Genomic DNA, 23,735 nt, shown 5'->3' on the forward strand with positions numbered 1-23,735 from the left:
CAACGTTAAGTAGGAGAACATTGTGATTATTTGTAGATATTGCACCTTGGACCGAGACTGCTCCTCAATTCGACAGAGAAAGCGGCGGAAGGGACTGAAGAGCGCAGCAACAATTGGCGCGCTTGATGCTCTGGAAGTCGATATATAGAAAACCAGTCAGTCCAGCTTGCCTGATCTCATTGAACGGGATGTCGTCAAATATATTTATGTATAATGCCCGCGTGAGACTGAAAGCATGCGCCTCTTCCACTTTCTGCGCTTTCATTTAAACAAGGTACAGAGATACATAAGTGTATTGGGTTTCGCCGCGACTCATCCACATTTCGGAGCCATCCTCATTGACAGCATCCAGCACTCGGATCGGAGCGCATAGCCAATAGACATTCCCTTCCAGCGACTTGCCTGACTTAATCGCTTTAGTCGGACGGAACTCGAAGGCTTCCGGGTCAACGCGCTCGAACAGTTTCTTGGCACGGTCGGACACGATCCAGAGTCGGCCGTTTTGATTTAAATCCGAAATGCGCTTTCGCTTTGGGTTAAAGCGAAGGATCGGCACGCCTTCATAGTCGGGAAAGCCCGCCCCACCCGGATGCGGCCCCGGTCTCGAAAACTTGAACGCCGCTTCGTCGATGATCTCGAAAGGGAGGCGTCCCAAAGTCCCGTCCAGTTGGACCTCATAGAAAATACGACAAGATGTGTCAGGCTCGTAGGCCTTCGGGCCAACGTGGAGATAGCTGACTACGTTCTCTGCGGAATCTGACATGACCTTGGCCCCTGCTTGGAGTGGTTTCGCTGCCTTCTGCGGGATCTCGTCGTGCTGTTTTGGCAACGGATCGGGAGTAGGCATCGCGGCGGCTCCTCAATTCGGAAGGACAAGGGGAGGAAGCGAATGAAGCGGGCGCAGACGATTTGTTCGCTCGACGCTCTGTAGATCGAGATATATAAATCCGGTCAGACCGGCACGCTTTATTTCAGAAACCATTACATCATCAAATATTACAGTACTTTCGTAACGAATTAGACTGAATTCGTGCGCATCTCCGACAACATCGAGTTTCAGCTTCGTTAGATGAATCGTAACGTATGTATAATGCTCTCCCTGTCTACTGATCCATATTTCCGAGCCGTCTTCATCGACTGCGTCGAGCACGCGGATCGGTGCGCATAGCCAGTAAGGATCCCCTTCCAACGGCTTGCCTGACCTGATCGCTTCGACCGGCCGGAATTCAAAGGCTTCTGGATCGACGTGCTCGAAGAGCTTCTTAGCTCGGTCGGAAACGATCCAGAGCCTGCCATATTTATTCAAATCCGAAACGCGTTTGCGCCGAGGATTGAATCGAAGAACCGGCGTCCCCTCATAGTCTGGAAAACCTTTCCCGTCGAAATGAGGGCCAATCTTGTAGAAGTCTACTTCGTCCTCATTGAGGAATTCGAAAGGGAGGCGTCCCAAAGTCCCGTCCGGTTTGACCTCATAGAATTTACGACCCGATTTGTCAGGCTCGTAGGCCTTCGGGCCAACGTGGAGATAGCTGACTACTTTCTCGGCGAAATCTGACATGACCTTGGCCCCTGCTTGGAGTGGTTTTGCCGCCTTCTGCGGGATCTCGTGGTGCTGTTTTGGCAACGGATCGGGAATAGGCATCGCGGCGACTCCTCAATTCGAAAGGACAAGAGGAGGAAGCGAATGAAGCGGGCGCAGACGATTTGTTCGCTCGATGCTCTGTAGATCGAGATAGACAAACCCGGTCAGCCCGGCGCGATTTATTTCTGAAACCATAATATCATCAAATATTATGGTAGTACTACTACGAAATGGACTAAATGCGTGCGCATGTCCAACAACATTTAGTTTCATTTTGGTCAGATGCAGAGAGGGATATGTATAATGATCTCCCAATCTACCTATCCATATCTCCGAGCCATCTTCATCGACCGCGTCGAGCACGCGGATCGGTGCGCATAGCCAGTAAGGATCGCCTTCCAACGGCTTGCCTGACCTGATCGCTTCGGCCGGCCGGAATTCGAAGGCTTCCGGATCGACGCGCTCGAAGAGCTTCCTGGCTCGGTCGGAAACGATCCAGAGCCCGCCGTTTTTATTCAAGTCCGCAACGCGCTTGCGTCGGGGATCGAACCGAAGAATCGGCACGCCCTGATAATCCGGAAACCCTTTCCCGCCGGGGTGCGGTCCCGGTCTCGAAAAATGAAACGCCACTTCGTCGATGATTTCAAAAGGGAGGCGCCCAAAGGCTGGGTCTGGCATCACCTCGTAGAAAATACGGCCCGACGTGTCGGGCTCATAAGCCCGCGGTCCGACATGAAGATATTCCGTCGGTTTCTCAAATTTTTCTGACATGTATTATCCTATTTTAATTTTTGATATCCTCGCATGAACGCCTTCAACTTCCCATGATCGTTCCCCAGGAGTTGTTGAAATTGCGATTCCACAAATCCTGCAAGGAAATCCAAAAGGAACAATAGCCACGGTCCCCAAAGGACCAACCGGTGCTATCTCGTTCGCTGGCAATATTGATCAGGCATATATTTCGATCTTCTACGAACTTTGCAGTTTGAACAGAAGGTGCATGCCCAAGCATTTGAGAAAACATCATCTCCGGTATGGTGTTGTCGCAGAAAACAGGAGCCACCAGCTCATAGATCACAGGATCGATCTTCCTTGCCAGCTCCGGAGTTCCCGCGAAGCTTCGTATGGCAGTGGCCACGACATCCAGGATGAGACGTTCCGTCCTGCCGCCGCTTCGAATGTTCTTGATCCATTTGTTCAGTTCCCGACCGGCGTCATCCGGGAGAGCGTCCGCGGGATCCGCGCGATTGGCGCGATCGAGCCAGTAGTGAATGCCTTCCTCAACGATGTGAGGGTCGGCGAGCGGTAGGGGGCTATCGGCGGTTTCTACGCTCAAGGCCATGCAGAGGAAGCGTACGTAGATCCAACGCCAGGGGCAGATGCCCCCGTCGAAGTCATGGCCCATCAGCGCTTTCGACAAGTCCAGGTGGATGTCCCACTTGTCATGGGTAGTCGGCGTACGACCCGTCGCTGCGTAGATCGACTCCGCGCGCCGCTGTTCGAGCTTGAGTCTATAGGCAGTTTGCAGCTGTCGCTGATCGTCATGGTACTCGCAGAAGGTATTCCATTCCTCCGGATATAGATCCTCGGCGTAAACTAGACCATAAAGACCCAAGCCGCGCCACGGCTGGGGGGGACAATTTTCGGCGGGCAGAGCGGACGGATCAGGCCAGCTGTGAATTCGAATTGGGGTGATCGGCCATTCGAAATGCTGGTTCGGTCCTGACGCCTGGGTGGGCGGAACGCCGCATATCCATCGAGGCCGAGGATAGCCCCCGCCGATCGGCGGCAGATCGGCTGGTGGCTGCCGTTCGCGTATTCCAGCCGCCCCCTCGGGGGCGAAAATCACACGGCAATTCCGGTCCGGCTCGTTAGTTTCCCATAGCTGCTCCATGTCACAGCGTCCAAAGAAGAACAGAACCCCTTGGTCTGGCAGGATTGTCGGGAAGGAGATGTCCCGGCAATCAATTTGGGCAAGGAAATGGAGCGGCAATCCCTCCGGGGTACGCGGCCACGCGTAATTTGAGGGAAGCGAAGGGAGGCCGCCAAACTTACTAAGACCCTTCGCCGCTTCATACGGCGGATAGGGCCTATGAAGCAGAACGGCGTCACGGCGGTACTTCTCGAAAAGGCTTTCGACCTCATCCGCCATCCCTGTCCCCCCACGAATGGATCGCTGCTCCCTTCTCTATGGACACTTCAGCACATTCTTTCTGGCAACGGCGGATCGATGTTATGCATGTTGATCACCACTCCCTGCCCGCTTCTTGCGCGCGGCGTGCTATCGGGCTGAGAAGAAACCAGATGATCCGGCGCGACCCGGTATGGATGTCCGCGGTCGCAGCCATTCCAGGACTAAGGACGATGCCGCCGTTTGGCCGCCAGGCCGGATCGACGGCGACCCGAGCCTGATAGATGAGGCCGGCCTTCTCGTCCTGGATTGCGTCGCGCGAGAGCCCGATCAACTTGCCCGGAACGGTGCCGTAGCGGGTGAAGGGAAAGGCTTCGAGTTTCAGTTGCACCGGCTGACCGATGTGGATCTGCCCGACGTCCCGATTTCGAAGCTGTGCCTCCATGACGACACCATCCGCCGCCGGCACGACCACCATGATCGGGTCGCCTGGCTTCACCACCGCGCCGATCGTATGTATGCTGAGCTGCTGGATGGTTCCGTCAACCGGGCTGCGAAGCTGCTGCAGGCGACTTCGTTGATTTGCCTTGCGCAACTCCTCGGTGCGCAGGCGGACTTCGTCTTCGGCCTTCGCCAGCGCCGTCGCGACATCCTTGACGAAGGCGGCGCGTGCCTCGTCCATCTGTTGCGCGAGCGATCCTGCCGTTGCGGCGTAGCGCACCACCCCTTCGGCCTGCACACCGATGCTGCGCTCATGATCGAGCTGCTGCTGTTCAAGCTCTAGCTGCTGGATCTTTGAATTAAGGCCCTGATCGGTAAGCTTGCGGCGACGCGCGACACGGTCCCGCAACAGCGGCAGCGTGTCGAAGAGACGGCGGCGCTCCAGCTCCGATGCGCGCGCCTGGGCCAACGCTTCCGCACGCCGCTGGCCCAGGTCGCCGAGCTTGCCGCGGAGCTCCGATAGCTGGCTATCGATCAGCGCGCGTTGCGTCGCCGCGACGGCCGGATCAGTTCCCGGCGGCGGCGCGAATGCCATGGGCTCTCCGCGCGCGACGCGGAGCAGCGCCTGCGATCGGGCCGCATCCATGCGGGCCGTGGCGAGGGCGGCCTGCGCCTGCGCAGCTTCCGCGCCCGACTGCGTGGGATCGAGATCGGCGAGAAGCTGGCCCTTACGCACAAGCTCGCCGTCCCGGACATGGAGGGCGCGGACGACGCCGCCATCCGCGGACTGCACCAGTTGCACATGGCCCGATGGAATGAGCTTGCCGGGAGCACTCACCACGACATCCATCCGGCCCAGACAGGCCCAAAGGAACGCAGCCGCGACGAATGCGAGCATACCCCACAGGAGGGCGAGCCCGATCGGACTCGGCGGGCGCTCAAGAACCTCCAGGGCGGCGGGGAGGAAGGCGTGGTTCTCGGCTTCGGCCTGCCGGGCCCGTCGTCGCTGGGACTCGAGCGCCCAACTCGCCGTCAGCACCTGCCAGTTGTGGGAAAGCGCATTCATGCGTTTGCTGCCCGCGGAACCGGCGGTTGCAGGCCCATCTGCTTTGCGTGCAGTTCGGCATAGCGACCGCCTAGGGAGAGGAGTTCGCCGTGGCTTCCTTCTTCGATGATCCGGCCACCCTCCATGGCAACGATGCGATCGCAGCTGCGCACCGCACTGAGCCGGTGCGCGATGATGATCACCGTGCGGCCCTGCGCGATCTCAGCGAGGTTGCGCTGGATGATTTCCTCGCTTTCAGCGTCGAGCGCCGACGTCGCCTCGTCGAGGATCAGGATCCTGGGGTTGGTAAGCAGCGCCCGCGCAATCGCAATCCGCTGGCGCTGGCCGCCGCTCAAGCTGAGGCCACCTTCGGCCACCATCGTATCGTAACCGCGCTCCAGCTTCAGGATGAATTCATGGGCGCCGGCGAGCCGCGCGGCGCGCTCCACGGCCGCCATCGGGATCGCTGGACTGGACAGCGCGATATTCTCGCGCACGGTTCGGTTGAACAGGCGGTTTTCCTGAAGGACTACGCCGATCTGGCGTCTTAGCCAGCGCGGATCGACCTGAGCGAGGTCGATGCCGTCGACCAGCACGCGACCGCCATCGGGCGTGTGAAGGGCCTGGATAAGCCGCGTCAGGGTAGATTTGCCCGAACCCGACGAACCGACGATGCCAAGCTGTTCGCCCGGGGCGATGGTCAGTCGGACGTCACGCAGCACCTCGGGCGCGCCGGGCGCATAGCGAAACGTGACGCCGTCAAACGCGATCGCGCCCTGGATCGAGGGCAGAGTCGATCGGCTCGGGTCGAATTGCGGCTCCGTCGGGGTGTTGAGGATGTCCCCCAACCGATCGACCGCGATCCGCACCTGTTGGAAGCTCTGCGCGAGCTGGGCGAGACGCAGCACCGGTCCGGATACGCGACCGGCAAGCATGTTGAAGGCGACCAGTTCGCCGACCGTCATCTCGCCGCTCATGACCGCCTTCGCGCCCACGAACAGGAGAGTCGCGCTGCACAGCTTCGAGACGAGCTGGACGCCTTCGGAACCCCAGTTCGCAATCTGGAGAGCCTGAAAACTGGACCTGACATAGCCGGCGAGTTGCCGTTCCCAACGCTGCTGAAATGCCGGCTCGACGGCCATGGCCTTGGCCGTCTCGATATTGCTGATCGATTCCACGAGGAACGACTGGTTGTCAGAACCGCGCTGAAACTTTTCGTCTAGCCGGCGCTTGAGGACGGGTGCGAGTGTCCAGAGGGTCGCGACGTAGCAGGGCAGGCTGAGGACGACGACCAACAGCAGGACTGGCGAATAGATGTACATCACGACAAGGAAGACGACGGTGAACAGGCCGTCGATCACCACAGTCACCGATGACGAGGTGAGGAATTCCCGGATCGTCTCCAGCTCACGCACCCGGGCTACGCTGTCGCCCACGCGGCGCGCGGCAAAATAGGCCATCGGCAGCCCCAGAAGGTGACGATAGAGCCGAGCGCCGAGTTCGACATCGACCCGCGAAGTGGTGTGGCTGAACAGCCAGGTGCGGCCCGCGCCAATGAAAAACTCGAACACCGATACGGTGACGAAGGCAACGAACAACACGTCCAGGGTCGAGAGCGTCCGATGGGCCAGCACCTTGTCGATAATGACCTGGAAGAGCATCGGCGAAATCAGCGCGAGCAGCTGCAGGAAGAAGAGGCCAGCAGCACCTGGCCGATGAGGTGCCGGTAGCGGACCAGCGCGGGAATGAACCACGCAATATCGAAATTGCGCAGACCACCGGCCAGGGCCTCCCGGGTCGTCATCAGTAGCAAAACGCCACGCGCGGTTGGAGCAGCGCCTTCGCCGAGCCATTCCGCACGAAACGCCTCGAGCGTCAGGATCTCGGCCTCACCCGCACCGCACGCGACGGGTCGGTGAATCAGAAGCTGGTCACCGTCGATGCGCGCGATCACGCGATAACTATCGTCGTGCATTTGCGCGATCGCCGGCAGGGGCTGTCTGGAAAGTTTCCCCGGCAAGACGTTCACCGTGCGGGCCTTTGCCCCTGCCTGATTTGCTAGTCGGACAAACTCGAACGGCTCGGGTGCCGGGATATCGCCAAGCGCGTGGCGGAGCTGATCCTCATCGGCGGGAATCTGATGAAAATTGAGGAGCAGCGTCAGGCACGCCAATCCTGACTCAAGGCGATCCTGTCCGCTCGCGTCGGCGCTTGCGGACCGCGCAATCTCTTCGTCTTCAGACAACGACACCCCCCGGCACCGCCTGAATCAAAGACCCGATTCAGGCCAACTCCTCGGCTATCGTATCGAAGGATTTTGGTGGGACGCTCGTAAAAACCCGAGCGATGCGAGATTTATTCGGTCTATTGCTTGACGTGCTCCCCTTTTCTCCTCCACTCATAAGTAGAGTCCGGGGCTGCCAGGATGCCCTGGCGGGTGGGTTTGCACAACGCGCTTGGCGGCATCGGCGGGCGTCAGCCCGCCTATGCCGCTATGCGGCCGCACATGGTTGTAGTCGTTTCGCCAGTTGCTCAGCACCGAGCGGGCATGGCTCAGCGAGGCGAACAGCGTCTCGTTCAGGCACTCGTCGCGCAAGCGACCGTTGAAGCTCTCGATGTAGCCATTTTGCTGCGGCTTGCCCGGCGCGATGTAATGCCACTCGATCTGCCGGTCCTGCGCCCAGCGCAGGATCGCCAGGCTGGTCAGTTCGGTCCCGTTGTCGCTGACGATCATCAGGGGCCTGCCGCGCACCGCGATGATCGCGTCGAGCTCGCGAGCAACACGAGCGCCCGACAGCGAGGTATCCACCACCAGCGCCAGGTTCTCCCGCGTGAAGTCATCGACGACGGCAAGGATGCGGATGCGCCGGCTGCACACCAGCGTATCGCTCACAAAGTCCAGGCTCCACCGCTGGTTCGGCCCCTGCGGGTGCGCCATCGGCGCCCGCGTGCCCATCGCTCGTTTGCGGCCGCGCCGACGACGCACCCGCAAATTCTCCTCGCGATACAGCCGCAGCAGTTTCTTGTGGTTCATGACGATGCCTTCGCGGGCGAGCATGATCCCCAGCCGCCGATAGCCGAACCGACGGCGCTCAAGCGCGATCTCGCGAAGCCGCGACCGCAGGTCGCCATCATCACTACGCCGATGCGCATAGCGCATCGACGACCGATCCACGCTCAGAATGGCGCATCCCTCCGCAGCCTTTCCAACGATGCTTCGCATCGCTGGAACCTTGGGCTGCTCCGCCCGACGCTCGCTGATGCCGAAGGTCTGCCGAACATCCTCGACAGCCCTTCGCCGAGCGGCAGGCTTCACCAGTTTTTTGCGGCAACTTCCTTCAGCACCGCATTGTCGAGCATCGCATCGGCCAGCAGCCGCTTCAGCCGCGCATTCTCGTCCTCGAGCACCTTCAGCTTGCGCGCCTGCGACACGTCCATGCCGCCGTACGTCGCCTTCCATTTGTAAAACGTCGCGCTGCTTACACCGTGCTTCCGGCACACATCCGCCGTCGACGTGCCGGCCTCCTGCTCGCGCAGTATCCCGATGATCTGCTCTTCCGTAAACCTGCTGCGCTTCATCTCCGTCCTCCTTGATCGAGGACTCTACCTCAAACTGGAGGAGTTGCAGGGGAGCACGTCAGGATGTCTGCATCGAGCCGAATCACTCCGTCAACCGAAGTCGGATCGCCGCCTTTGATAAGGCGACCGTCTGAGAGGAATGGAGTACGCCGCCTGAAGATGAGCGAACCGGGCTCTTCAACGGCGCTTTCAATCCCATTTTAAGGGTGGGCGAATCCCAGTATCAGGTTGTGCCAGTGCGGGCCGCGGGATGGTGGGCGGTGACGGGCTCGAACCGCCGACCCTCTCGGTGTAAACGAGATGCTCTACCAACTGAGCTAACCGCCCGGTCGCCCGGAAGCGGCGGATGTACGCGATTTGTGATCGGGGTCAACACTCGTTTTGCGGAATTGCGCGCAGGCCTGGGGCCCGATCTCCCGTCGCCGGCACAACGACCGGGCGAGGCTCACGTCCAGTCGTCCGCCAGGCATCGCTCACACACTTGCTCGCCATCGCGCACCGGACGGTAGCCGCAATCGGCGCAGGTGCGCGACTTCCCCTTTTCATCCGCGAACAGCAGGGCACCACCCACGATTGCTGCGATGATCAGGATCGCAAGGACGGTTTCGACAGCGTCATTCATGGAGTTGCTCCCCGAGTTGCGAATAAGTGAATATAAGACAATATAATCAATATCTTACCGCAGGATCAGTGGCACTACCGCGCCTATGCTGCGCGCACAATCTCGCTGACGGAGCCATCGTCGAAGCGGCTCCGCCTTCTGCCTTGTTGCGGTTGTCGCGCGATCCGCGCCCTGCAATGGCCCGCGCATGGCCAGCAGCGCCGCGGCGCGCTCGCAGGGAGGCGATTCCGGTCTTCGGAAAGGCGCCCGCGAAACCGGTGTTCGTTTCTCTCGGTGTGAACGAGAGGCTTTGCCGACTCGGTGAACCGCCCGCGCGCTGCCCCGGGGGCGGCAGTCACTGCCGCGCGCGGACGGATCGCCTTACACGATCGACAGCCCCGCCCGTCGCACCGCCGCGATGTAATCGAGCAGCCCGCCGCGCGCCTTGGCGCTCAGGCCGATATAGGCGCGCCGCCGATCCTTGGGGTCGGCCTCGCGCTGGAACAGTCCGGCTTCGTTGAGCGTGCCGATCCAGCGCAGCGCGGTCGTCGGCGGCACCGCCGCGGCGATGCACAGGCTGGAAACCGGCACCTTGCGGTCCTCCAGTTCCGCTGCCAGCAGATCGAGCAGCATGTCCCAGGCCGGGTCCGCGAACAGGTCGCCCTGGAAGAACTCGGACCGAAGCCGGCGCGCACGGATCACTCGGCGGAGCTCCGGCGCGGTGATTTCCGCCGTGGCGGTGTCGGTCCGGAACGGGGTGGCGTCGTTGCGGAGCCCCGCCGTGCGATCGGTACCGGCGCCGCGCGTCAGCCGCGCGAGCGAGTCGGCGATCCGCGCGACCTCCTCCTGGAAGCGGCGCATCCGCATCACATCGTCCTCGGCGGCGATGTCGAACAGCCGGGCGCTCATCGGGCGCGAGAAAATCGCCGCGCCGACCCGGTCCGCCTCGGACGGCTTGCATTGCAACGCGGCATGGCCCGGCAACAGGCTTGCCGCGAGATCGAGCTGCTCGGGCAGCATCGTGGCGATCAGCGGAAGGCGGCGGTCTTCGGCGATGGCCCCCAGCCGGATCAGCAGCGGTTCCAGCATCGTCTCGGCGATGCCGTCGCCTTCGATCAGCAGCAGTCGCACCCCATCGAGAATGGATGCATCCGATAATGCCTCGGTCGCGCCGACCGCTTCGCGAAGACGAAACCCCGCGCGGTTCGCCGCCTGGCAAGCTTCGATTCGCGCATCTCCAGGTTCCGCAACGACAAGCGCGACCTGCACATCGATGTCATACCGAAGTGTGGCAACATCCCTTACGACTGGCGCCTCGTACATACTTCCCCCTATGGTTCGGCATCTGTTCTCGAAGATGCCGCGTCACTCCGAAATGGCGGAGTCACTTTAGATCCGTTCCGGAGGGATGTACCGCGGGGGACGGCACCTTGCTCCGAACCGGAGGCGATGGTCAACGCCGCCGCCGCAAATCCTCGATCTGGCCCTCCTTCAGGCCCAGCAATTCGCGTGCGGCGCTCGCCAGCGTTGCGGTGGTGAGCACGAATCCCAGCGCGGCGAGGATCACCGATCCGGTGATCAGCGCGAGTTGTGCGATCGCGGGCAAGCTGCGGCCGGCGATCGTGATCATCACCAGCGTCTGCGCCAGCGCCTCGCCGTGCAGGCCGGTGCGGGACAGGTCGGCGAGGATGGGGGCGAAAAAGGCGCTGATCAGCAAGCCCCAGCCGACGAGCAGCAGCAGCCCGATGGTGAAGAACGCGCCGAAGATCGCCCAGAAATGCCCGCGCGACTGCGCCCAGGCCTCGTCGACGGTGATCGCCTCGTAGAGATAGGTGAGCGGCAGCGCGATCGACAGCCGCACCTGGACGAAGACCAGCCCCGCCACCTCTGCCAGCAGTAGCGCCACGCCGATCCACACTGCCACGGTGCCCGATACCAGCCAGGCGAACAGCGACAGTACGAAGCCGTTGGCGAGGACCATCAGGAACATGGCGACGGCGCTCGCGATCGCCAGCAGGGCCAGCAGCACGAAGACGCGCCCTTCGCTGGCGCCGAGCCGCAGATAGCAGGCGCCGCGCTTATAGGGGTGCAGCGTCGCCCGCGTCGCGGCGGTAATCAGCACGGCGATCAGCGCGAGAGTGAGCCCCTGGCTCACCAGCCCGGCGACGAGGAAGGTGACGGGGTCCTGCGGCTCGACCGGCAGCGCCAGGATGCGCAGCATGCCGATCGCGAAGATGCCGACAAGGTAGAGGATCGACCAGACCAGCACCGACAGCGGATGCTGCCGCAACAGGCGGAAGGCGCCGCCCAGAATCGATCCGATCACCCGTCCCCCCGTCAATCGAGCGCTTTAACGATTTCCTCTACCATCTTCTTAGCATCGGCGAGCAACATCATCGTGTTGTCGCGATAGAAAACCTCGTTGTCGACGCCGGCATAGCCAACCCCGCCCATGCTGCGCTTGATGAACAGCACGGTCTTGGCCTTCTCCACGTCGAGGATCGGCATGCCATAGATCGGCGAGGACTTGTCGGTCTTGGCGGCCGGATTGGTCACGTCGTTGGCGCCGATGACGAAGGCGACGTCGGTCTGGGCGAACTCCGAGTTGATGTCCTCCAGCTCGAACACCTCGTCATAGGGGACGTTGGCTTCGGCGAGCAGCACGTTCATGTGCCCCGGCATGCGACCGGCGACGGGGTGGATCGCGTACTTCACCCGTACCCCATGCCCCTTCAGCTTGTCCGCCATCTCGCGCAGCACATGCTGCGCCTGGGCAACCGCCATGCCGTAGCCGGGGACGATGATCACCTGCTCGGCCTGGGACATGAGGAACGCCGCATCCTCGGCGCTGCCCCGCTTCCATGGCCGGTCGACGGCCGCAGCGGCACCCGCGCCGCCACCCGCATCGCCGCCGAAGCCGCCGGCGATGACGCTGATGAAACTGCGGTTCATCGCCTTGCACATGATGTAGCTGAGGATCGCGCCCGAGCTGCCGACCAGCGCGCCGGTGATGATCATCGCCGAGTTGTGCAGCGTGAAGCCCATCGCCGCCGCCGCCCAACCCGAATAGCTGTTGAGCATCGAGACCACGACCGGCATGTCCGCGCCACCGATGGGGATGATCAGCAGGAAGCCGATGGCGAAGCTCAGCACCGTCACGGTCCAGAAGATCCAGGGGCTCTGGTCCTGGGTAAAGTAGCCGACCAAGCCGAGGATCGCGGCGAGCAGCCCCAAATTGATCACGTGGCGCGCGGGCAAGAGGATCGGCTTGCCGCCCATATTGCCGTTGAGCTTGAGGAAGGCGATCACCGACCCGGAGAAGGTGATCGCGCCGATCGCGACGCCCAGCCCCATCTCGATTCGGCTGACCGGGTGGATCGATTCAAACGGCGCACCGATCAGCGGCACGACCAGATCGGCGATGCCGAAGGCGGCGGGGTTGAGGAACGCAGCGCAGGCAACCAGCACGGCGGCGAGGCCGACCAGCGAGTGGAAGGCGGCGACCAGTTGCGGCATCGCCGTCATCGGGATGCGCCGCGCGGTTACGATGCCGATCATGGCGCCGATCAGGATGGCGACGAAAATCTCCCCGGCAGCGACAGGATCGGGGAAGACCGCCGAGCCAGGAAAGGCCCCCGTCCGCGCCACTTCATGCGGGAAGTGCGTGACGAGCGTGGTGACGACCGCGATCGTCATGCCGATCATGCCCAGGCGGTTGCCCCGCTGGCTGGTACTGGGGCTGGAAAGCCCGCGCAGCGCGAGGATGAAGCAGATGCCCGCGACGAGATAGGCGAGGGCCGCCCAGGGGCTTTGTGCGATGCTCTCCATGCTCAGCGCGCCTTCTTCTTGTACATCGCGAGCATGCGCGCGGTCACCGCGAAGCCGCCGAAGATGTTGATGCTGGCCAGCACCACCGCGAGCAGCCCCAGCCATTTGGAGGCCTCCCCCGCGCTGCCGACGCTACCCGCCGCCGCCGCGATCAGCGCGCCGACGATGATGACGGAGGAAATCGCGTTGGTCACCGCCATCAGCGGCGTGTGCAGCGCTGGCGTGACCGACCAGACGACATAATAGCCGACGAAACACGCCAGCACGAAGACCGAAAGGATCGAGATGAAGTCCATGATCTACTCCTGATCCGCGCGCGCCCGGGCGGAAAGATCCTCCCCGGAACGGGGAAGATTGGGGGACGCCCCGGCATTATTGCAGCAGTCTCTCGTGCACCACCTTGCCGCCCTGCGTCACCCGCACGGCATTGCCGATTTCCTCGTCGAGCACCGGCCTGCCCGCCTCCTTGTCCCAGAAGGCGGAGAGGAAGTTGAACAGGTTGCGCGCGAACAGGGCAGAGGCGTCCGCCGCCAGCCGGCTCGGCACGTTGCGATGGCCGACGATCTTCACGCCGTGCCGCTCGACGATCTCGCCCGGCAACGAACCTTCGACATTGCCCCCCTGCTCCACCGCCAGGTCGACGATCACGCTGCCGCCCCGCATCGTCGCGATCTGCGCGTCGCTGATCAGCCGCGGCGCGGCCCGGCCGGGGATCAGCGCGGTGGTGATGACGATGTCCTGCTTGGCGATGTGCGCCGAGACCAGTTCGGCCTGTGCCGCCTTGTAGGCATCGCTCATCTCGGTAGCATAGCCGCCCGATCCCTCGCCTTCGATCCCGGCGACATTCTCGACGAAGATCGGCTTGGCGCCGAGCGACAGGATCTGCTCCTTGGTCGCCGAGCGGACATCGGTGGCGGAGACCTGCGCGCCCAGCCGCCGCGCCGTGGCGATGGCCTGGAGGCCGGCAACGCCGACGCCCATCACGAAGACCTTTGCCGCGCTCACCGTGCCGGCGGCGGTCATCATCATGGGAAAGGCGCGGTCATATTCGGCCGCGGCGTCCAGCACCGCCTTGTAGCCGGCAAGGTTCGATTGCGAAGACAGGATGTCCATCGACTGGGCGCGGGTGATGCGCGGCATGAACTCCATTGCCAGCGCCTCCAGCCCCAACGCCGCATAGCGATCGATTCGCGCCCGCTCGCCAAAGGGATTGAGCCCGGCGACCAGCCATGCCCCCGGCTTGAGCCCTGCAAGGCTGTCGGGATCCGGCCCCTGCACCGCCAGGATGATGTCGGCATCGGCAAGCACTTCCGCGCGCGACGCAATCGTCGCGCCGGCCGCGCGATACGCCTCGTCGGTGTAGGAGGCAGCAAGTCCCGCCCCCGTCTCCACCGCGACAGAAGCCTGCACATTCATAAATTTCTTGACGGTCTCGGGCGTAACCGCGACACGTCGTTCGGCGACCGCCGCCTCTTTCAGTACCGCGATCTTCACGTCAGCGGGCGATCAGGAAGACGACGAAAGCAGCGATGAGGAACACAGCAACCGTGCCCCACTTCATCAATGCCGTGAAACCATGGAAGGTTTCGAGATGTGTCTGGATCTCGCCGGCGTTCTCACCTGTTTCAACCATGGACCCGCTCCTCTCCTAAGGTGCCGAATGTCTTATACCGCTGCTTCGGTTCCCCTCAACCCCGGCTGCCCAAGAACTGGTTCGTGCAGGCTTAAGCCGAACTTTACGCCTATGCTCTAACGCATGCGGCTCGAAACGGGACATTGGGGACTGGAGTCGGCATGACGCGCAACGGGCAACGTCTTCTGTTGCTGATCGATTCAGAACCGGCGCAGCGGCGCCTGGTGGCTGCCATCGCCTCCCGTCGTGGCTGGCGGACGATCTTCGCCGATGATGCGGAGGGCGCGCTTGCCACGCTCGGCACGCCGGACGGTCTGGCCGCCGATGCAGTCCTGCTCGATCACCCCGCCTCGGATGCCGACGCGGCGATCCTGATCGCCGAGCTGCGCGCCCGCCGGCCGCACCTGCCGGTGCTGGTGCTCGCCGCCAATGGCTCGGTCGCCGCCGCGGTGGGCGCGATGCGCGCCGGCGCCAGCGACTTCCTGGTCAAGCCGATCGCCGCGGAACGCCTGCTCGCTGCGCTGGAGAGCGCGATGGGCGGCAGCACCGCCGGCGAGCTGCGTCCGCTCACCGAAAAGCTCACCGCCAATCTCGGCTTCAACGAGATCGTCGGCTCCGCCCCGCAGTTCCGCGCCGCGCTGGCGGTCGCCGCCAAGGCCGCGCGCGCCCGCGTGCCGGTGCTGATCGAGGGCGAGAGCGGCGTCGGCAAGCATGTCGTCGCCGAGGCGATCCACGGCGCCTCGCCGCGCGCGCGCAACGAGCTGATCTGTGTCAATTGCGGCTCGATCCCCGCCAACCTCGTCGAATCGGAACTGTTCGGCCATGAAGAAGGCGCCTTCACCGGCGCGTTCGAGCGCAAGATCGGGCGCCTGCAGGATGCCGACGGCAGCACCATCTTCCTCGACGAAGTCAGCGAGATGCCGCTCGAGGCGCAGGTCAAATTGCTGCGCATGCTGCAGACCGGCGAGATCCAGCCGCTCGGCGCGCGCCACCCGCGCGAAGTCGATGTCCGGGTCATCGCCGCGAGCAACGTGCCGCTGCTCGCCGAAGTCGAGGCCGGCCGGTTCCGCGAGGATCTCTATTATCGGCTGAACGTGGTGCAGGTCACGATTCCGCCGCTGCGCGAGCGCGCGGGCGACGTCCCGGCACTGGTGCGGCACCTGCTCGCCCGTATCGCCGAGCAGCCGGGCCTGCGCGCGCTGAGCATCACAGAGGATGCCCTGCAGCTGCTCACCGCCTATGACTGGCCGGGCAATGTCCGCCAGCTGCAGAACGCGCTGTTCCGCGCAGCCGTGCTCTGCGACGAGGACGGGCTGACTCGCGACGACTTCCCGCAGATCGCACAGATTGCGCAGGGGCGGCCGATGTCGGCAGGGCCGATCACGAGCCAGGGCGGCGCAGGCGGCATCACCCTGTTCCGCCCGGACGGCCATCTCCGCCCGCTCGACGAGATCGAGGCCGACGTGATCCGCCTCGCGATCGGCCATTATCGCGGCCGGATGACCGAGGTCGCCCGGCGGCTCGGCATCGGCCGGTCGACGCTCTATCGCAAGCTCGGCGAACTGGGGATCGATCAGACCGCCGCGTGAGGCGCGGTGAGCGCGGCATCCTGCATGCCGCGCCACACCCGCAGCGCCTGAACGCTCTCGAACGCGTCGTGGACGCGCAGCAGCTGCACGCCCAGGCTGACGCCCTTCAGCGCCAGCGCCAAGGATCCGCCGAGCCGCTGCTCGGCCGGTGCCTCGTTGGCCAGCGCGCCGACAATCCGCTTTCGGCTGGCCCCCAGCAGGATCGGGCAGCCGATGCCGTGGAACAGCGCCAGGCCGTTCATCAGCGCGAGGTTGTCGGCCAGCGACTTGCCGAAGCCGATGCCGGGATCGATCACGATGCGCGACCGTTCGACACCAGCCGCGACCACCGCGTCCACCCGCGCGTCCAGCCAGTCATACACTTCGATCAGCGGGTCGGCCGCGCCGCCCTTGCCTTTGGCGCCGTGCTTGGGATCGGCGGCGTGCATCAGCACCACCGGGCAGCCCGCGCGCACCACCACCTCCAGCGCACGATCGTCGTAGAGCAGGGCCGACACATCGTTGACGAGATGTGCGCCCGCCGCCAGCGCCGCCTCCATCACTGCGGCCTTGCGCGTGTCGATCGAGATCGCGGCGCCGCTCGCCGCCAGCCGCTCGATCACCGGCACGACGCGGGCGATCTCGTCGCCTTCCCACACCGTCTCCGCACCCGGCCGCGTGGACTCGCCGCCGATATCGAGGATCGCTGCCCCGGCGATGCTCATGTCGACGCCCGACTGCGCGGCTGCGGCCGGATCGCCAAGATGCTTGCCGCCGTCGGAGAAGCTGTCCGGCGTCATGTTGAGGATCGCCATCACCTGCGGCTGATCGAAGCGCAGCGTGCGCGTGCCGAGGGTCAGCGGCGTGCGGGGGGCAGTGACGCGCGCGGCGATGGGCGCGAGCCGGGGATCGGCCTCGGCTTCGGCGATGGAGACGGTGCGCTGGAGGATGCGCCGACCATTCTCCACGGCGATCAGTTCATAGCCGGAGAACCACAGCAGCCCGCCGGCCAGCCGGGCGACCTCGCCGTCGCGGGCGACGGGCGTGTCGACGAACTGGATTGGGCGGAGGTACAGGCGGGTGGTAGCGGGGAGGTCGAGCATTCGTGACTGCTACCGGTTGAACGCCGACCAGGGAAGCGCGCCCTCGCCGCCAGCGCACCCCTCCCCCCTTGCGGGGGAGGGAGCGGCCCGCTGCCGAAGGCAGTGGGAGGGAGAGGGGGCGATTTGCGACGCAAATCGCGCGGCGGCTGCGCCGCCGCTCACCCTCTCCAAGCTTCGCTAGGCAGCAAGCTGCCAAGCTACGCTATCCTCCCCCGTCAAGGGGGAGGAGAAAAAGCTTATGGCTGCGTCGCGAGCAGATAGGTCTGGCGCAACGCGTCGATCGGCTTGAGTGCGCCCTGGTCCTCGTAATGCCAGAAGGTCCAGCCGTTGCAGCTCGGCGCGCCCTGCAACGTCGCACCCAGCTTGTGGATCGAACCCGCCTGCCCCTCGCAGCTAAGCGAACCATCCGCCCCTACGGTCGCCCGCCAACGCGACTTGTGGTCGCTGAGCACGGTACCGGGGGCGAGGTAGCCATTCTCGACCAGCTGGCCGAACGCCACGCGCGGGGCGGCCTTGGGGGCCTGCATGGTCTGCAGCGCGCTTTCGTCGAGCGGCAGCGCCGCGGCAATACGCTCCATCGCCGCCTCGACATACACGCCCTCGCGATCAATGCCGATCCAGCGCCGGCCAAGACGCTTGGCCACCGCGCCGGTGGTCCCGGTGCCGAAGAACGGATCGAGCACCACGTCACCCGGCTTGGTGCAGGACAGCAGCACGCGGTACAGCAGCGCTTCCGGCTTCTGCGTTGGATGCACCTTGGTGCCGTTCTTCTTCAGTCGCTCCTGCCCGCTGCAGATCGGGAATTCCCAGTCGCTGCGCATCTGAAGTTCGTCGTTGAGCGTCTTCATCGAGCGATAGTTGAACGTATAGCGAGACTTCTCGCCCTTCGACGCCCAGATCAGCGTCTCGTGCGCGTTGGTGAACCGCGTGCCCTTGAAGTTGGGCATCGGGTTGGCCTTGCGCCAGATGATGTCGTTGAGGATCCAGAAGCCCAGGTCCTGGATCGCCGCACCCACCTTGAAGATGTTGTGGTAGCTGCCGATCACCCAGATCGTGCCGTCGTCCTTCAGGATACGGCGCGCCTGCGCCAGCCACTCGCGGGTGAACTTGTCATAGGCGGCGAGGCTGTCGAACTTGTCCCACTCGTCGGTCACCGCATCGACATGGCTGCCGTCGGGACGGTTGAGGTCGCCGCCCAGCTGCAGGTTGTACGGCGGATCCGCGAAGATCATGTCGATCGACTTGTCGGGCAGCCCGCGCATCGCCTCGATGCAATCCTGGCGCAGGATCGTGTCCAGCGGCAGCACGGCCGGCGCCTGCTTCGCGACGCGCGCACCTGCCCGTTTGACCTTCTCCAGCACGCCCATGAATCATTGCCCCTTCGCTCAAAAGGCATCCCTATTCGGGGCCGAGCGACTCCTCCGTCAAGAGGGGGGATCGCCGGGTGGTGACCCGAAGCAGGTGGTTGGCGCGGCGGAACATTTCGGCACCCGCCATATCTTGAGTCAAGAAGTTATCCACAGGCCCAAGCGCTGGTAGGTGTGGCCCGAAAGACTCAGTTTCGTTTTCGTGAAAATTTTCCCGGCCTGTGGATAAGCTGGAACGTTCCGCAAACGATTCAGCCGATCGCAATCGCCTCGCCGCCGCGTGCGACGCTCGCCGCGAGCCGCGCACGGGCCTGCGAAAACAGACCCATTTCGTAGAGCGCCTGCGCTTCTCGGCCGAACCATTCGGCATCCGCGGCGAATCGGATCCGCGCCGCGACGCACAGGGCGACGCGTACTTCCCACGAAGTGCCGCTCGCCAGGATCGCCGTGCGCAGCGTCTTGCGGCTTGGGCGCGGACCCAGCATGTCGGAGGGCAACCGCACCGCCAGCGCCCGCGCACGCCAGGGAGCGAGGTCGCCCAGATCGGCATAGTCGCTGGCCAGAACGGGGTCGCGCAGTGTCTCGAGAAAGGCGACGTGGAGCGGATGCGTCGGGTCGGTCAGGGCGGCGCCGTGGTCGAAGCGGAAGCGGATCGCACCCAGTCCGCGCAGTTCGGCATAGCGCACCATCGCCGCCATTTCGTGGAAGCTCGCCGGGCCGATGATCGCCTCGCGCAGCAGTTCGGCCAGCACCGGGTCGAAGCGCGTCGCCGGCTGGAACCGGCCGACCGGCCCCCGTATCATGCTGCCCAAATATGCCATGCCAGCTCCTCCCGCTGCGATCCTTTCATTGTAGGACGATGGCGGGCTGGAGCGGCGCACTAGGCAAAATTTGCCGGGGCAGGTGGGTAGCTTCAGCTGCCCCCAACGCTGTCATCCCGGCGAAAGCCGGGATCCATTGGGGTCTACGGCACGGCTCCTGCTGTAACGGCGTGGCGAATGGATTCCGGCTTCCGCCGGAATGACGATCGAAGGGAATTGCCCGCGAGCCCTATTCCGCCGCGATCGGCCCGAAATCGAGATGCGCCTGCGCGACGGGCGCGAAGCTGCGGCGATGGTGCGGCGTCGGGCCGAGGGCACGCAGCGCCTCCTGATGCGCCTTGCCGCCATAGCCCTTGTTCGACGCCCAGCCATAGCCGGGAAATTGCGCATCCAGCTCGATCATCATGCAGTCGCGGCGATGCTTGGCGACGATCGACGCCGCCGCGATCGACAGGCACAGCGCATCGCCGCTGACCACCGCCTCGCTTCGGTGATCCCATTTGGGGCAGCGGTTGCCATCGACCAGCACGAAGGCCGGCGGGAAGCCTAGCGCCTCCACCGCACGGGTCATCGCCAGCATCGTCGCCCACAGGATGTTGAGCCGGTCGATCTCCTCGACGCTGGCGATCCCCACCCCCACCTTGGCGCAGGCGAGCAACTCCTCGCACAGCTTCGCCCGCTTGGCCGCGGTCAGCGCCTTGGAGTCATTGATGCCTTCGGGAATGCAGTCCGGGTCCAGCACCACCGCGGCAGCGACCACCGGGCCGGCCAACGGACCCCGCCCGGCCTCGTCCACCCCGGCGACCGGACCGGCATGGAGCTGGAAATAGCGAGTCTCGTAGGAAAGGTCAGGCATCGTCCTCGATCCGCCATGGCGGAAAGCGGCGCATCTCGCCAGCCTGATAGAGACGAATCGCATTGCCGGCAGGATCGCGCAGCCGCGCCTCGCGCCAGCCCCATTTTTCGTCCTTGGGCTCCTGCTCGAAGCGGAAGCCCTGCTGCTGGAGATAGGCGACCGTCACGTCGAGATCGCCGCATTCGAAATAGACGACCGGCGCGGTATACGCCTCGTCAGTCGCGATCGAGAAAGTCGCGCCGCCCTCGGTCTCGAACCGGGCATAGCGCGGCGATGCCCGCACCACCTGCCGCAGCCCAAGCAGCCGGTAAAAGCGCTCGCTGGCGCCGAGGTCCTTGGCCGGCACCGTCACCTGGTTCAGCATCGGCTCGAAAAAGCTCATATTGAGGTCGAGCCGCACCGCCTGCTGCGCCATCGGCCCATGGCCACGGCCGAGCCCCTCGCCTTCGCGCATCGCGATGCGCACGAAGCGGCGCGCCCGGCTGACCGCTTCGGGCAGGTCCCATTCGCAGGCCAGGCCGCAGGCGATGGCGGAAGCGAGCGTACAGCCGGTGCCGTGGGTATTCGGGGTGTCTATCCTGGGATCGCGCCATTCGATCCGCGGCGGGTCCTCCGGGTCGGCGGAATAGAGCGTGTCGACCACCTCGACGCCCTCGCCGTGCCCGCCCTTGACCAGCACCGCACAGCGATGCGCCGACACGATCTCCTGCGGGTCGCGGCCCAGCGCCTCCAGCTCGGGCAGGTTGGGCGTCACCACCGTCGCGCGGTCCATCAGCCGCTCGAACGCGGCGACCGTTGCCTCATCGGCCAGCCGGGCGCCGCTGGTGGCCACCATCACCGGATCGAACACCACCGGCACGCCGGGCAGCTCGTCGAGCCGCTCGGCCACCGCGAGCGCGGTGCGGGCGGAGCCGATCATGCCGATCTTCACCGCATCGACGCCGATGTCGCGCACCACCGAATCAATCTGCGCAAGCACCATGTCGGTCGGCACCGGATGGACGGCCTGGACACCGACCGTGTTCTGCGCGGTGATCGCCGTGATCGCCGTCATGGCATGGCCGCCGAGCATGGTGACGGTCTTGATATCCGCCTGGATCCCGGCGCCGCCGCCGGAATCCGAGCCTGCGATGATCAGCACGCGTGCGCCCATGGCCTTATCCCTTGTGCTTGCGCTCGGTGGATGCGGGGTGTCGTCGTAGCGCATCGCCGACGCGCGCGGGGCGGTCGAGCAGTTCGCCGCCGCAATTGGGGCAGCGCTCGTCTAGGTCGTCCGCGCATTCAGCGCAGAAGGTGCATTCGAACGAGCAGATGAACGCGCCACCGGAATCGGCGGGGAGGTCGACGCCGCAGCGTTCGCAGTCGGGGCGCATCTCCAGCATCGCGTCTCTTCTAGTCAGCTGGCCGCGGGAGGCAAGCGTCGCTCAGTTCGGCGGATTGAAGGCTACGATCAGCACCGCGATCAGCAGGGCGCCCAGCCCGCAGAGAAAAGCCTTGTCGGCGATGTGCTCCGTCCGCGTCGCCTCGGGCGAGCGGATCGCGAGATAGGAGAGCAGGCAACTGACGGCGAAGAACAGGCACGCGCCCACCGCCACCTCGTCCGCCATCGTCTTGTCGGCGATCTTGGTGAGCTTCAGGCCGGTAATGATGAGCAGCGCGATCCCGAGCAGGTTCGACGCGGCACCCAGGATATGGGGAGAGCGATCCATGACCAGCCTTTTCCGACGCAATGGCTGAACGCGAGCGAAACGCGCTCGCGATAGCGGAATCAGGCCGCCGCCGCGCGCACCGCGTCGCAGATCCGGTCGACCACCACTTCCACCTGCGCCTTGTCGTCGCCCTCGGCCATGACACGGATCACCGGCTCGGTACCCGACGCGCGGATCACCAGCCGGCCGCGGCCCTTCAGTTCGGCCTCGGCAGCGGCGATCACGTCCTTGACGCGGTCGTCCTCCAACGGCTTGCCGCCGGCGAAGCGAACGTTCTTGAGCAGCTGCGGCAGCGGCTCGAAACGGTGCAGCACCTCGCTTGCCGGCGCGCCGGCGCGGACGATCTCCGCCAGCACCTGCAGCGCCGCGACCAGCCCGTCGCCGGTGGTCGCATAGTCGGACAGGATGATGTGCCCGCTCTGCTCGCCGCCGACATTGTAGCCCGACCCGCGCATCTTCTCGAGCACATAGCGGTCGCCCACCTTGGTGCGCACCAGGCCGAGCCCCTGCGCGGCGAGATGGCGCTCGAGCCCGAGGTTGGACATGACGGTGGCGACCAGTCCGCCGCCAGCGAGCTTGCCCTGCCGCGCCCAGCCGGTGGCGATCAGCGCCATCAGCTGGTCGCCGTCGATCACCGTGCCGGTCTCGTCGACCACGATCAGCCGGTCGGCATCGCCGTCGAGCGCGATGCCCAGCGCCGCGCCCGAGCCGACCACCGTCTCGCTCAGCACCTGGGGCGCGGTCGAGCCGACGCCGTCGTTGATGTTCTTGCCGTTGGGGCTGACGCCGATCGAGACGACCTCCGCGCCCAGTTCCCAAAGTGCCGAGGGGGCGACCTGGTATGCCGCGCCGTTGGCGCAATCGACCACGACCTTGAGGCCGTCGAGGGTCAGGTCCGACGGGAAGGTCGACTTGGCGAAATGGATATATCGACCGCGTGCGTCCTCGACGCGGCGGGCGCGGCCGATATCGGCGGAGGGCGCCAGCGGCACCTCACCGTCGATCAGCGCCTCGATCGCTTCCTCATCGGCATCGGAGAGCTTGAACCCGTCCGGCCCGAACAGCTTGATGCCGTTGTCGAAATAGGGGTTGTGGCTGGCCGAGATCATCACGCCCAGATCGGCGCGCATCGAATGGGTGAGCATCGCCACCGCCGGCGTCGGCATCGGCCCCACCAGCACCACGTCCATGCCGACGCTGGTGAAGCCCGCGACCATCGCGTTTTCCAGCATATAGCCGGAAAGCCGGGTGTCCTTGCCGATCACCACGCGATGGCGGTGATCGCCGCGGCGGAAATGCGCGCCGGCGGCCATGCCGACCTTCATCGCCATCGCCGCAGTCATCGGGGAGAGGTTGGTCGCGCCGCGGATGCCGTCGGTGCCGAAATATTTTCTTGCCATGCGTCTCGATCTCGCGCCCTTGTGGCGTTGTATGCGCGCCGTGATAGCGGCGAAATTCTCAAAGGGCGAGC

Annotated in this window: 24 protein-coding genes and 1 tRNA gene; 1 reads left to right on the plus strand and 24 read right to left on the minus strand. The window is 64.4% G+C overall.

The features are described from left to right. Positions 1 to 265: 265 nt before the first annotated feature. From SAZ01S_RS18440 to SAZ01S_RS18505, 16 genes are all read right to left on the minus strand, one after another. On the minus strand, positions 266 to 847 hold the full coding sequence (locus SAZ01S_RS18440) for an imm11 family protein (protein ID WP_084583746.1): 582 nt from the start codon (positions 845 to 847) through the stop codon (positions 266 to 268). Between the two features lie 12 nt (positions 848 to 859). Beyond that, positions 860 to 1,642 (minus strand): imm11 family protein, encoded by a 783-nt coding sequence (locus SAZ01S_RS18445; RefSeq protein WP_084583747.1) that lies wholly within the window; start codon positions 1,640 to 1,642, stop codon positions 860 to 862. A 12-nt stretch (positions 1,643 to 1,654) separates the two neighbouring features. Beyond that, entirely contained in the window at positions 1,655 to 2,353 is a 699-nt protein-coding gene (locus tag SAZ01S_RS18450; protein WP_084583748.1) for an imm11 family protein, read from the minus strand. A gap of 43 nt (positions 2,354 to 2,396) precedes the next feature. Beyond that, positions 2,397 to 3,734, minus strand: a complete 1,338-nt coding sequence (locus tag SAZ01S_RS18455; RefSeq protein ID WP_084583749.1) for a DUF1963 domain-containing protein — start codon at positions 3,732 to 3,734, stop codon at positions 2,397 to 2,399. A gap of 94 nt (positions 3,735 to 3,828) precedes the next feature. Beyond that, a complete protein-coding gene (locus SAZ01S_RS18460; protein WP_084583750.1) occupies positions 3,829 to 5,220 on the minus strand; it encodes an HlyD family type I secretion periplasmic adaptor subunit in 1,392 nt (463 codons plus the stop codon). Further along, complete coding sequence (locus SAZ01S_RS18465) at positions 5,217 to 6,860, minus strand: type I secretion system permease/ATPase (protein WP_281252166.1); 1,644 nt, start codon at positions 6,858 to 6,860, stop codon at positions 5,217 to 5,219. Before SAZ01S_RS18465 ends, SAZ01S_RS18460 begins: the two co-directional genes overlap by 4 nt. An 8-nt stretch (positions 6,861 to 6,868) precedes the next feature. Continuing rightward, a complete protein-coding gene (locus SAZ01S_RS24610) occupies positions 6,869 to 7,444 on the minus strand; it encodes a cysteine peptidase family C39 domain-containing protein (protein ID WP_281252167.1) in 576 nt (191 codons plus the stop codon). 153 nt (positions 7,445 to 7,597) lie between these two features. Continuing rightward, positions 7,598 to 8,778, minus strand: a protein-coding gene (locus tag SAZ01S_RS18470) for an IS3 family transposase (protein WP_139810137.1) whose coding sequence is annotated in 2 segments (ribosomal slippage) — positions 7,598 to 8,526 and positions 8,526 to 8,778 — 1,182 coding nt in all. Because the reading frame shifts where the segments join, the coding sequence is not laid out codon by codon here. A gap of 251 nt (positions 8,779 to 9,029) precedes the next feature. After that, positions 9,030 to 9,105: transfer RNA gene (locus tag SAZ01S_RS18475), tRNA-Val, on the minus strand. 118 nt (positions 9,106 to 9,223) lie between these two features. Then, positions 9,224 to 9,400: a hypothetical protein gene (locus tag SAZ01S_RS24110; protein ID WP_167693207.1), complete on the minus strand. Its 177-nt coding sequence runs from the start codon at positions 9,398 to 9,400 to the stop codon at positions 9,224 to 9,226. Between the two features lie 360 nt (positions 9,401 to 9,760). Beyond that, the gene (locus SAZ01S_RS18480; RefSeq protein ID WP_245825004.1) at positions 9,761 to 10,510 is read right to left on the minus strand and encodes a winged helix DNA-binding protein; all 750 of its coding nucleotides are present in this window, start codon (positions 10,508 to 10,510) and stop codon (positions 9,761 to 9,763) included. 322 nt (positions 10,511 to 10,832) lie between these two features. Beyond that, positions 10,833 to 11,705: a hypothetical protein gene (locus SAZ01S_RS18485; protein WP_084583752.1), complete on the minus strand. Its 873-nt coding sequence runs from the start codon at positions 11,703 to 11,705 to the stop codon at positions 10,833 to 10,835. A gap of 11 nt (positions 11,706 to 11,716) precedes the next feature. After that, complete coding sequence (locus SAZ01S_RS18490) at positions 11,717 to 13,207, minus strand: NAD(P)(+) transhydrogenase (Re/Si-specific) subunit beta (protein ID WP_084583753.1); 1,491 nt, start codon at positions 13,205 to 13,207, stop codon at positions 11,717 to 11,719. A 2-nt stretch (positions 13,208 to 13,209) separates the two neighbouring features. After that, positions 13,210 to 13,503: a proton-translocating transhydrogenase family protein gene (locus tag SAZ01S_RS18495; RefSeq protein ID WP_084583754.1), complete on the minus strand. Its 294-nt coding sequence runs from the start codon at positions 13,501 to 13,503 to the stop codon at positions 13,210 to 13,212. Positions 13,504 to 13,579: 76 nt separating this feature from the next. After that, positions 13,580 to 14,701, minus strand: coding sequence for an NAD(P) transhydrogenase subunit alpha (locus SAZ01S_RS18500; protein ID WP_084583755.1), 1,122 nt, complete (start codon positions 14,699 to 14,701; stop codon positions 13,580 to 13,582). Between the two features lies 1 nt (position 14,702). Continuing rightward, positions 14,703 to 14,840, minus strand: coding sequence for an aa3-type cytochrome c oxidase subunit IV (locus SAZ01S_RS18505; protein WP_084583756.1), 138 nt, complete (start codon positions 14,838 to 14,840; stop codon positions 14,703 to 14,705). A gap of 161 nt (positions 14,841 to 15,001) precedes the next feature. On the opposite strand from SAZ01S_RS18505, the gene SAZ01S_RS18510 reads away from it, so the two are divergent. Further along, complete coding sequence (locus SAZ01S_RS18510) at positions 15,002 to 16,429, plus strand: sigma-54-dependent transcriptional regulator (RefSeq protein ID WP_084583757.1); 1,428 nt, start codon at positions 15,002 to 15,004, stop codon at positions 16,427 to 16,429. Here the strand turns inward: SAZ01S_RS18510 and folP are convergent. From folP to glmM, 8 genes are all read right to left on the minus strand, one after another. Further along, positions 16,414 to 17,511, minus strand: coding sequence for a dihydropteroate synthase (gene folP, locus SAZ01S_RS18515; protein WP_084583758.1), 1,098 nt, complete (start codon positions 17,509 to 17,511; stop codon positions 16,414 to 16,416). The two genes, SAZ01S_RS18510 and folP, sit on opposite strands and share 16 nt — an antisense overlap. 236 nt (positions 17,512 to 17,747) lie before the next feature. Continuing rightward, complete coding sequence (locus SAZ01S_RS18520) at positions 17,748 to 18,878, minus strand: site-specific DNA-methyltransferase (RefSeq protein ID WP_084583759.1); 1,131 nt, start codon at positions 18,876 to 18,878, stop codon at positions 17,748 to 17,750. Between the two features lie 251 nt (positions 18,879 to 19,129). Next, positions 19,130 to 19,699, minus strand: a complete 570-nt coding sequence (locus tag SAZ01S_RS18525) for a hypothetical protein (protein ID WP_084583760.1) — start codon at positions 19,697 to 19,699, stop codon at positions 19,130 to 19,132. A 229-nt stretch (positions 19,700 to 19,928) separates the two neighbouring features. After that, complete coding sequence (gene rnhB, locus SAZ01S_RS18530; protein WP_084583761.1) at positions 19,929 to 20,555, minus strand: ribonuclease HII; 627 nt, start codon at positions 20,553 to 20,555, stop codon at positions 19,929 to 19,931. Next, complete coding sequence (gene thiD, locus SAZ01S_RS18535; protein WP_084583762.1) at positions 20,548 to 21,708, minus strand: bifunctional hydroxymethylpyrimidine kinase/phosphomethylpyrimidine kinase; 1,161 nt, start codon at positions 21,706 to 21,708, stop codon at positions 20,548 to 20,550. Before thiD ends, rnhB begins: the two co-directional genes overlap by 8 nt. Positions 21,709 to 21,712: 4 nt before the next feature. Beyond that, the gene (locus tag SAZ01S_RS18540) at positions 21,713 to 21,937 is read right to left on the minus strand and encodes a DUF1272 domain-containing protein (protein WP_084583763.1); all 225 of its coding nucleotides are present in this window, start codon (positions 21,935 to 21,937) and stop codon (positions 21,713 to 21,715) included. A 42-nt stretch (positions 21,938 to 21,979) separates the two neighbouring features. After that, the gene (locus SAZ01S_RS18545) at positions 21,980 to 22,264 is read right to left on the minus strand and encodes a hypothetical protein (RefSeq protein ID WP_218018120.1); all 285 of its coding nucleotides are present in this window, start codon (positions 22,262 to 22,264) and stop codon (positions 21,980 to 21,982) included. Between the two features lie 59 nt (positions 22,265 to 22,323). After that, positions 22,324 to 23,664 (minus strand): phosphoglucosamine mutase, encoded by a 1,341-nt coding sequence (gene glmM / locus SAZ01S_RS18550; protein ID WP_084583764.1) that lies wholly within the window; start codon positions 23,662 to 23,664, stop codon positions 22,324 to 22,326. Between the last annotated feature and the right edge of the window lie 71 nt (positions 23,665 to 23,735).

Source organism: Sphingomonas azotifigens NBRC 15497, assembly GCF_002091475.1.
GTDB classification, from domain to species: domain Bacteria; phylum Pseudomonadota; class Alphaproteobacteria; order Sphingomonadales; family Sphingomonadaceae; genus Sphingomonas; species Sphingomonas azotifigens.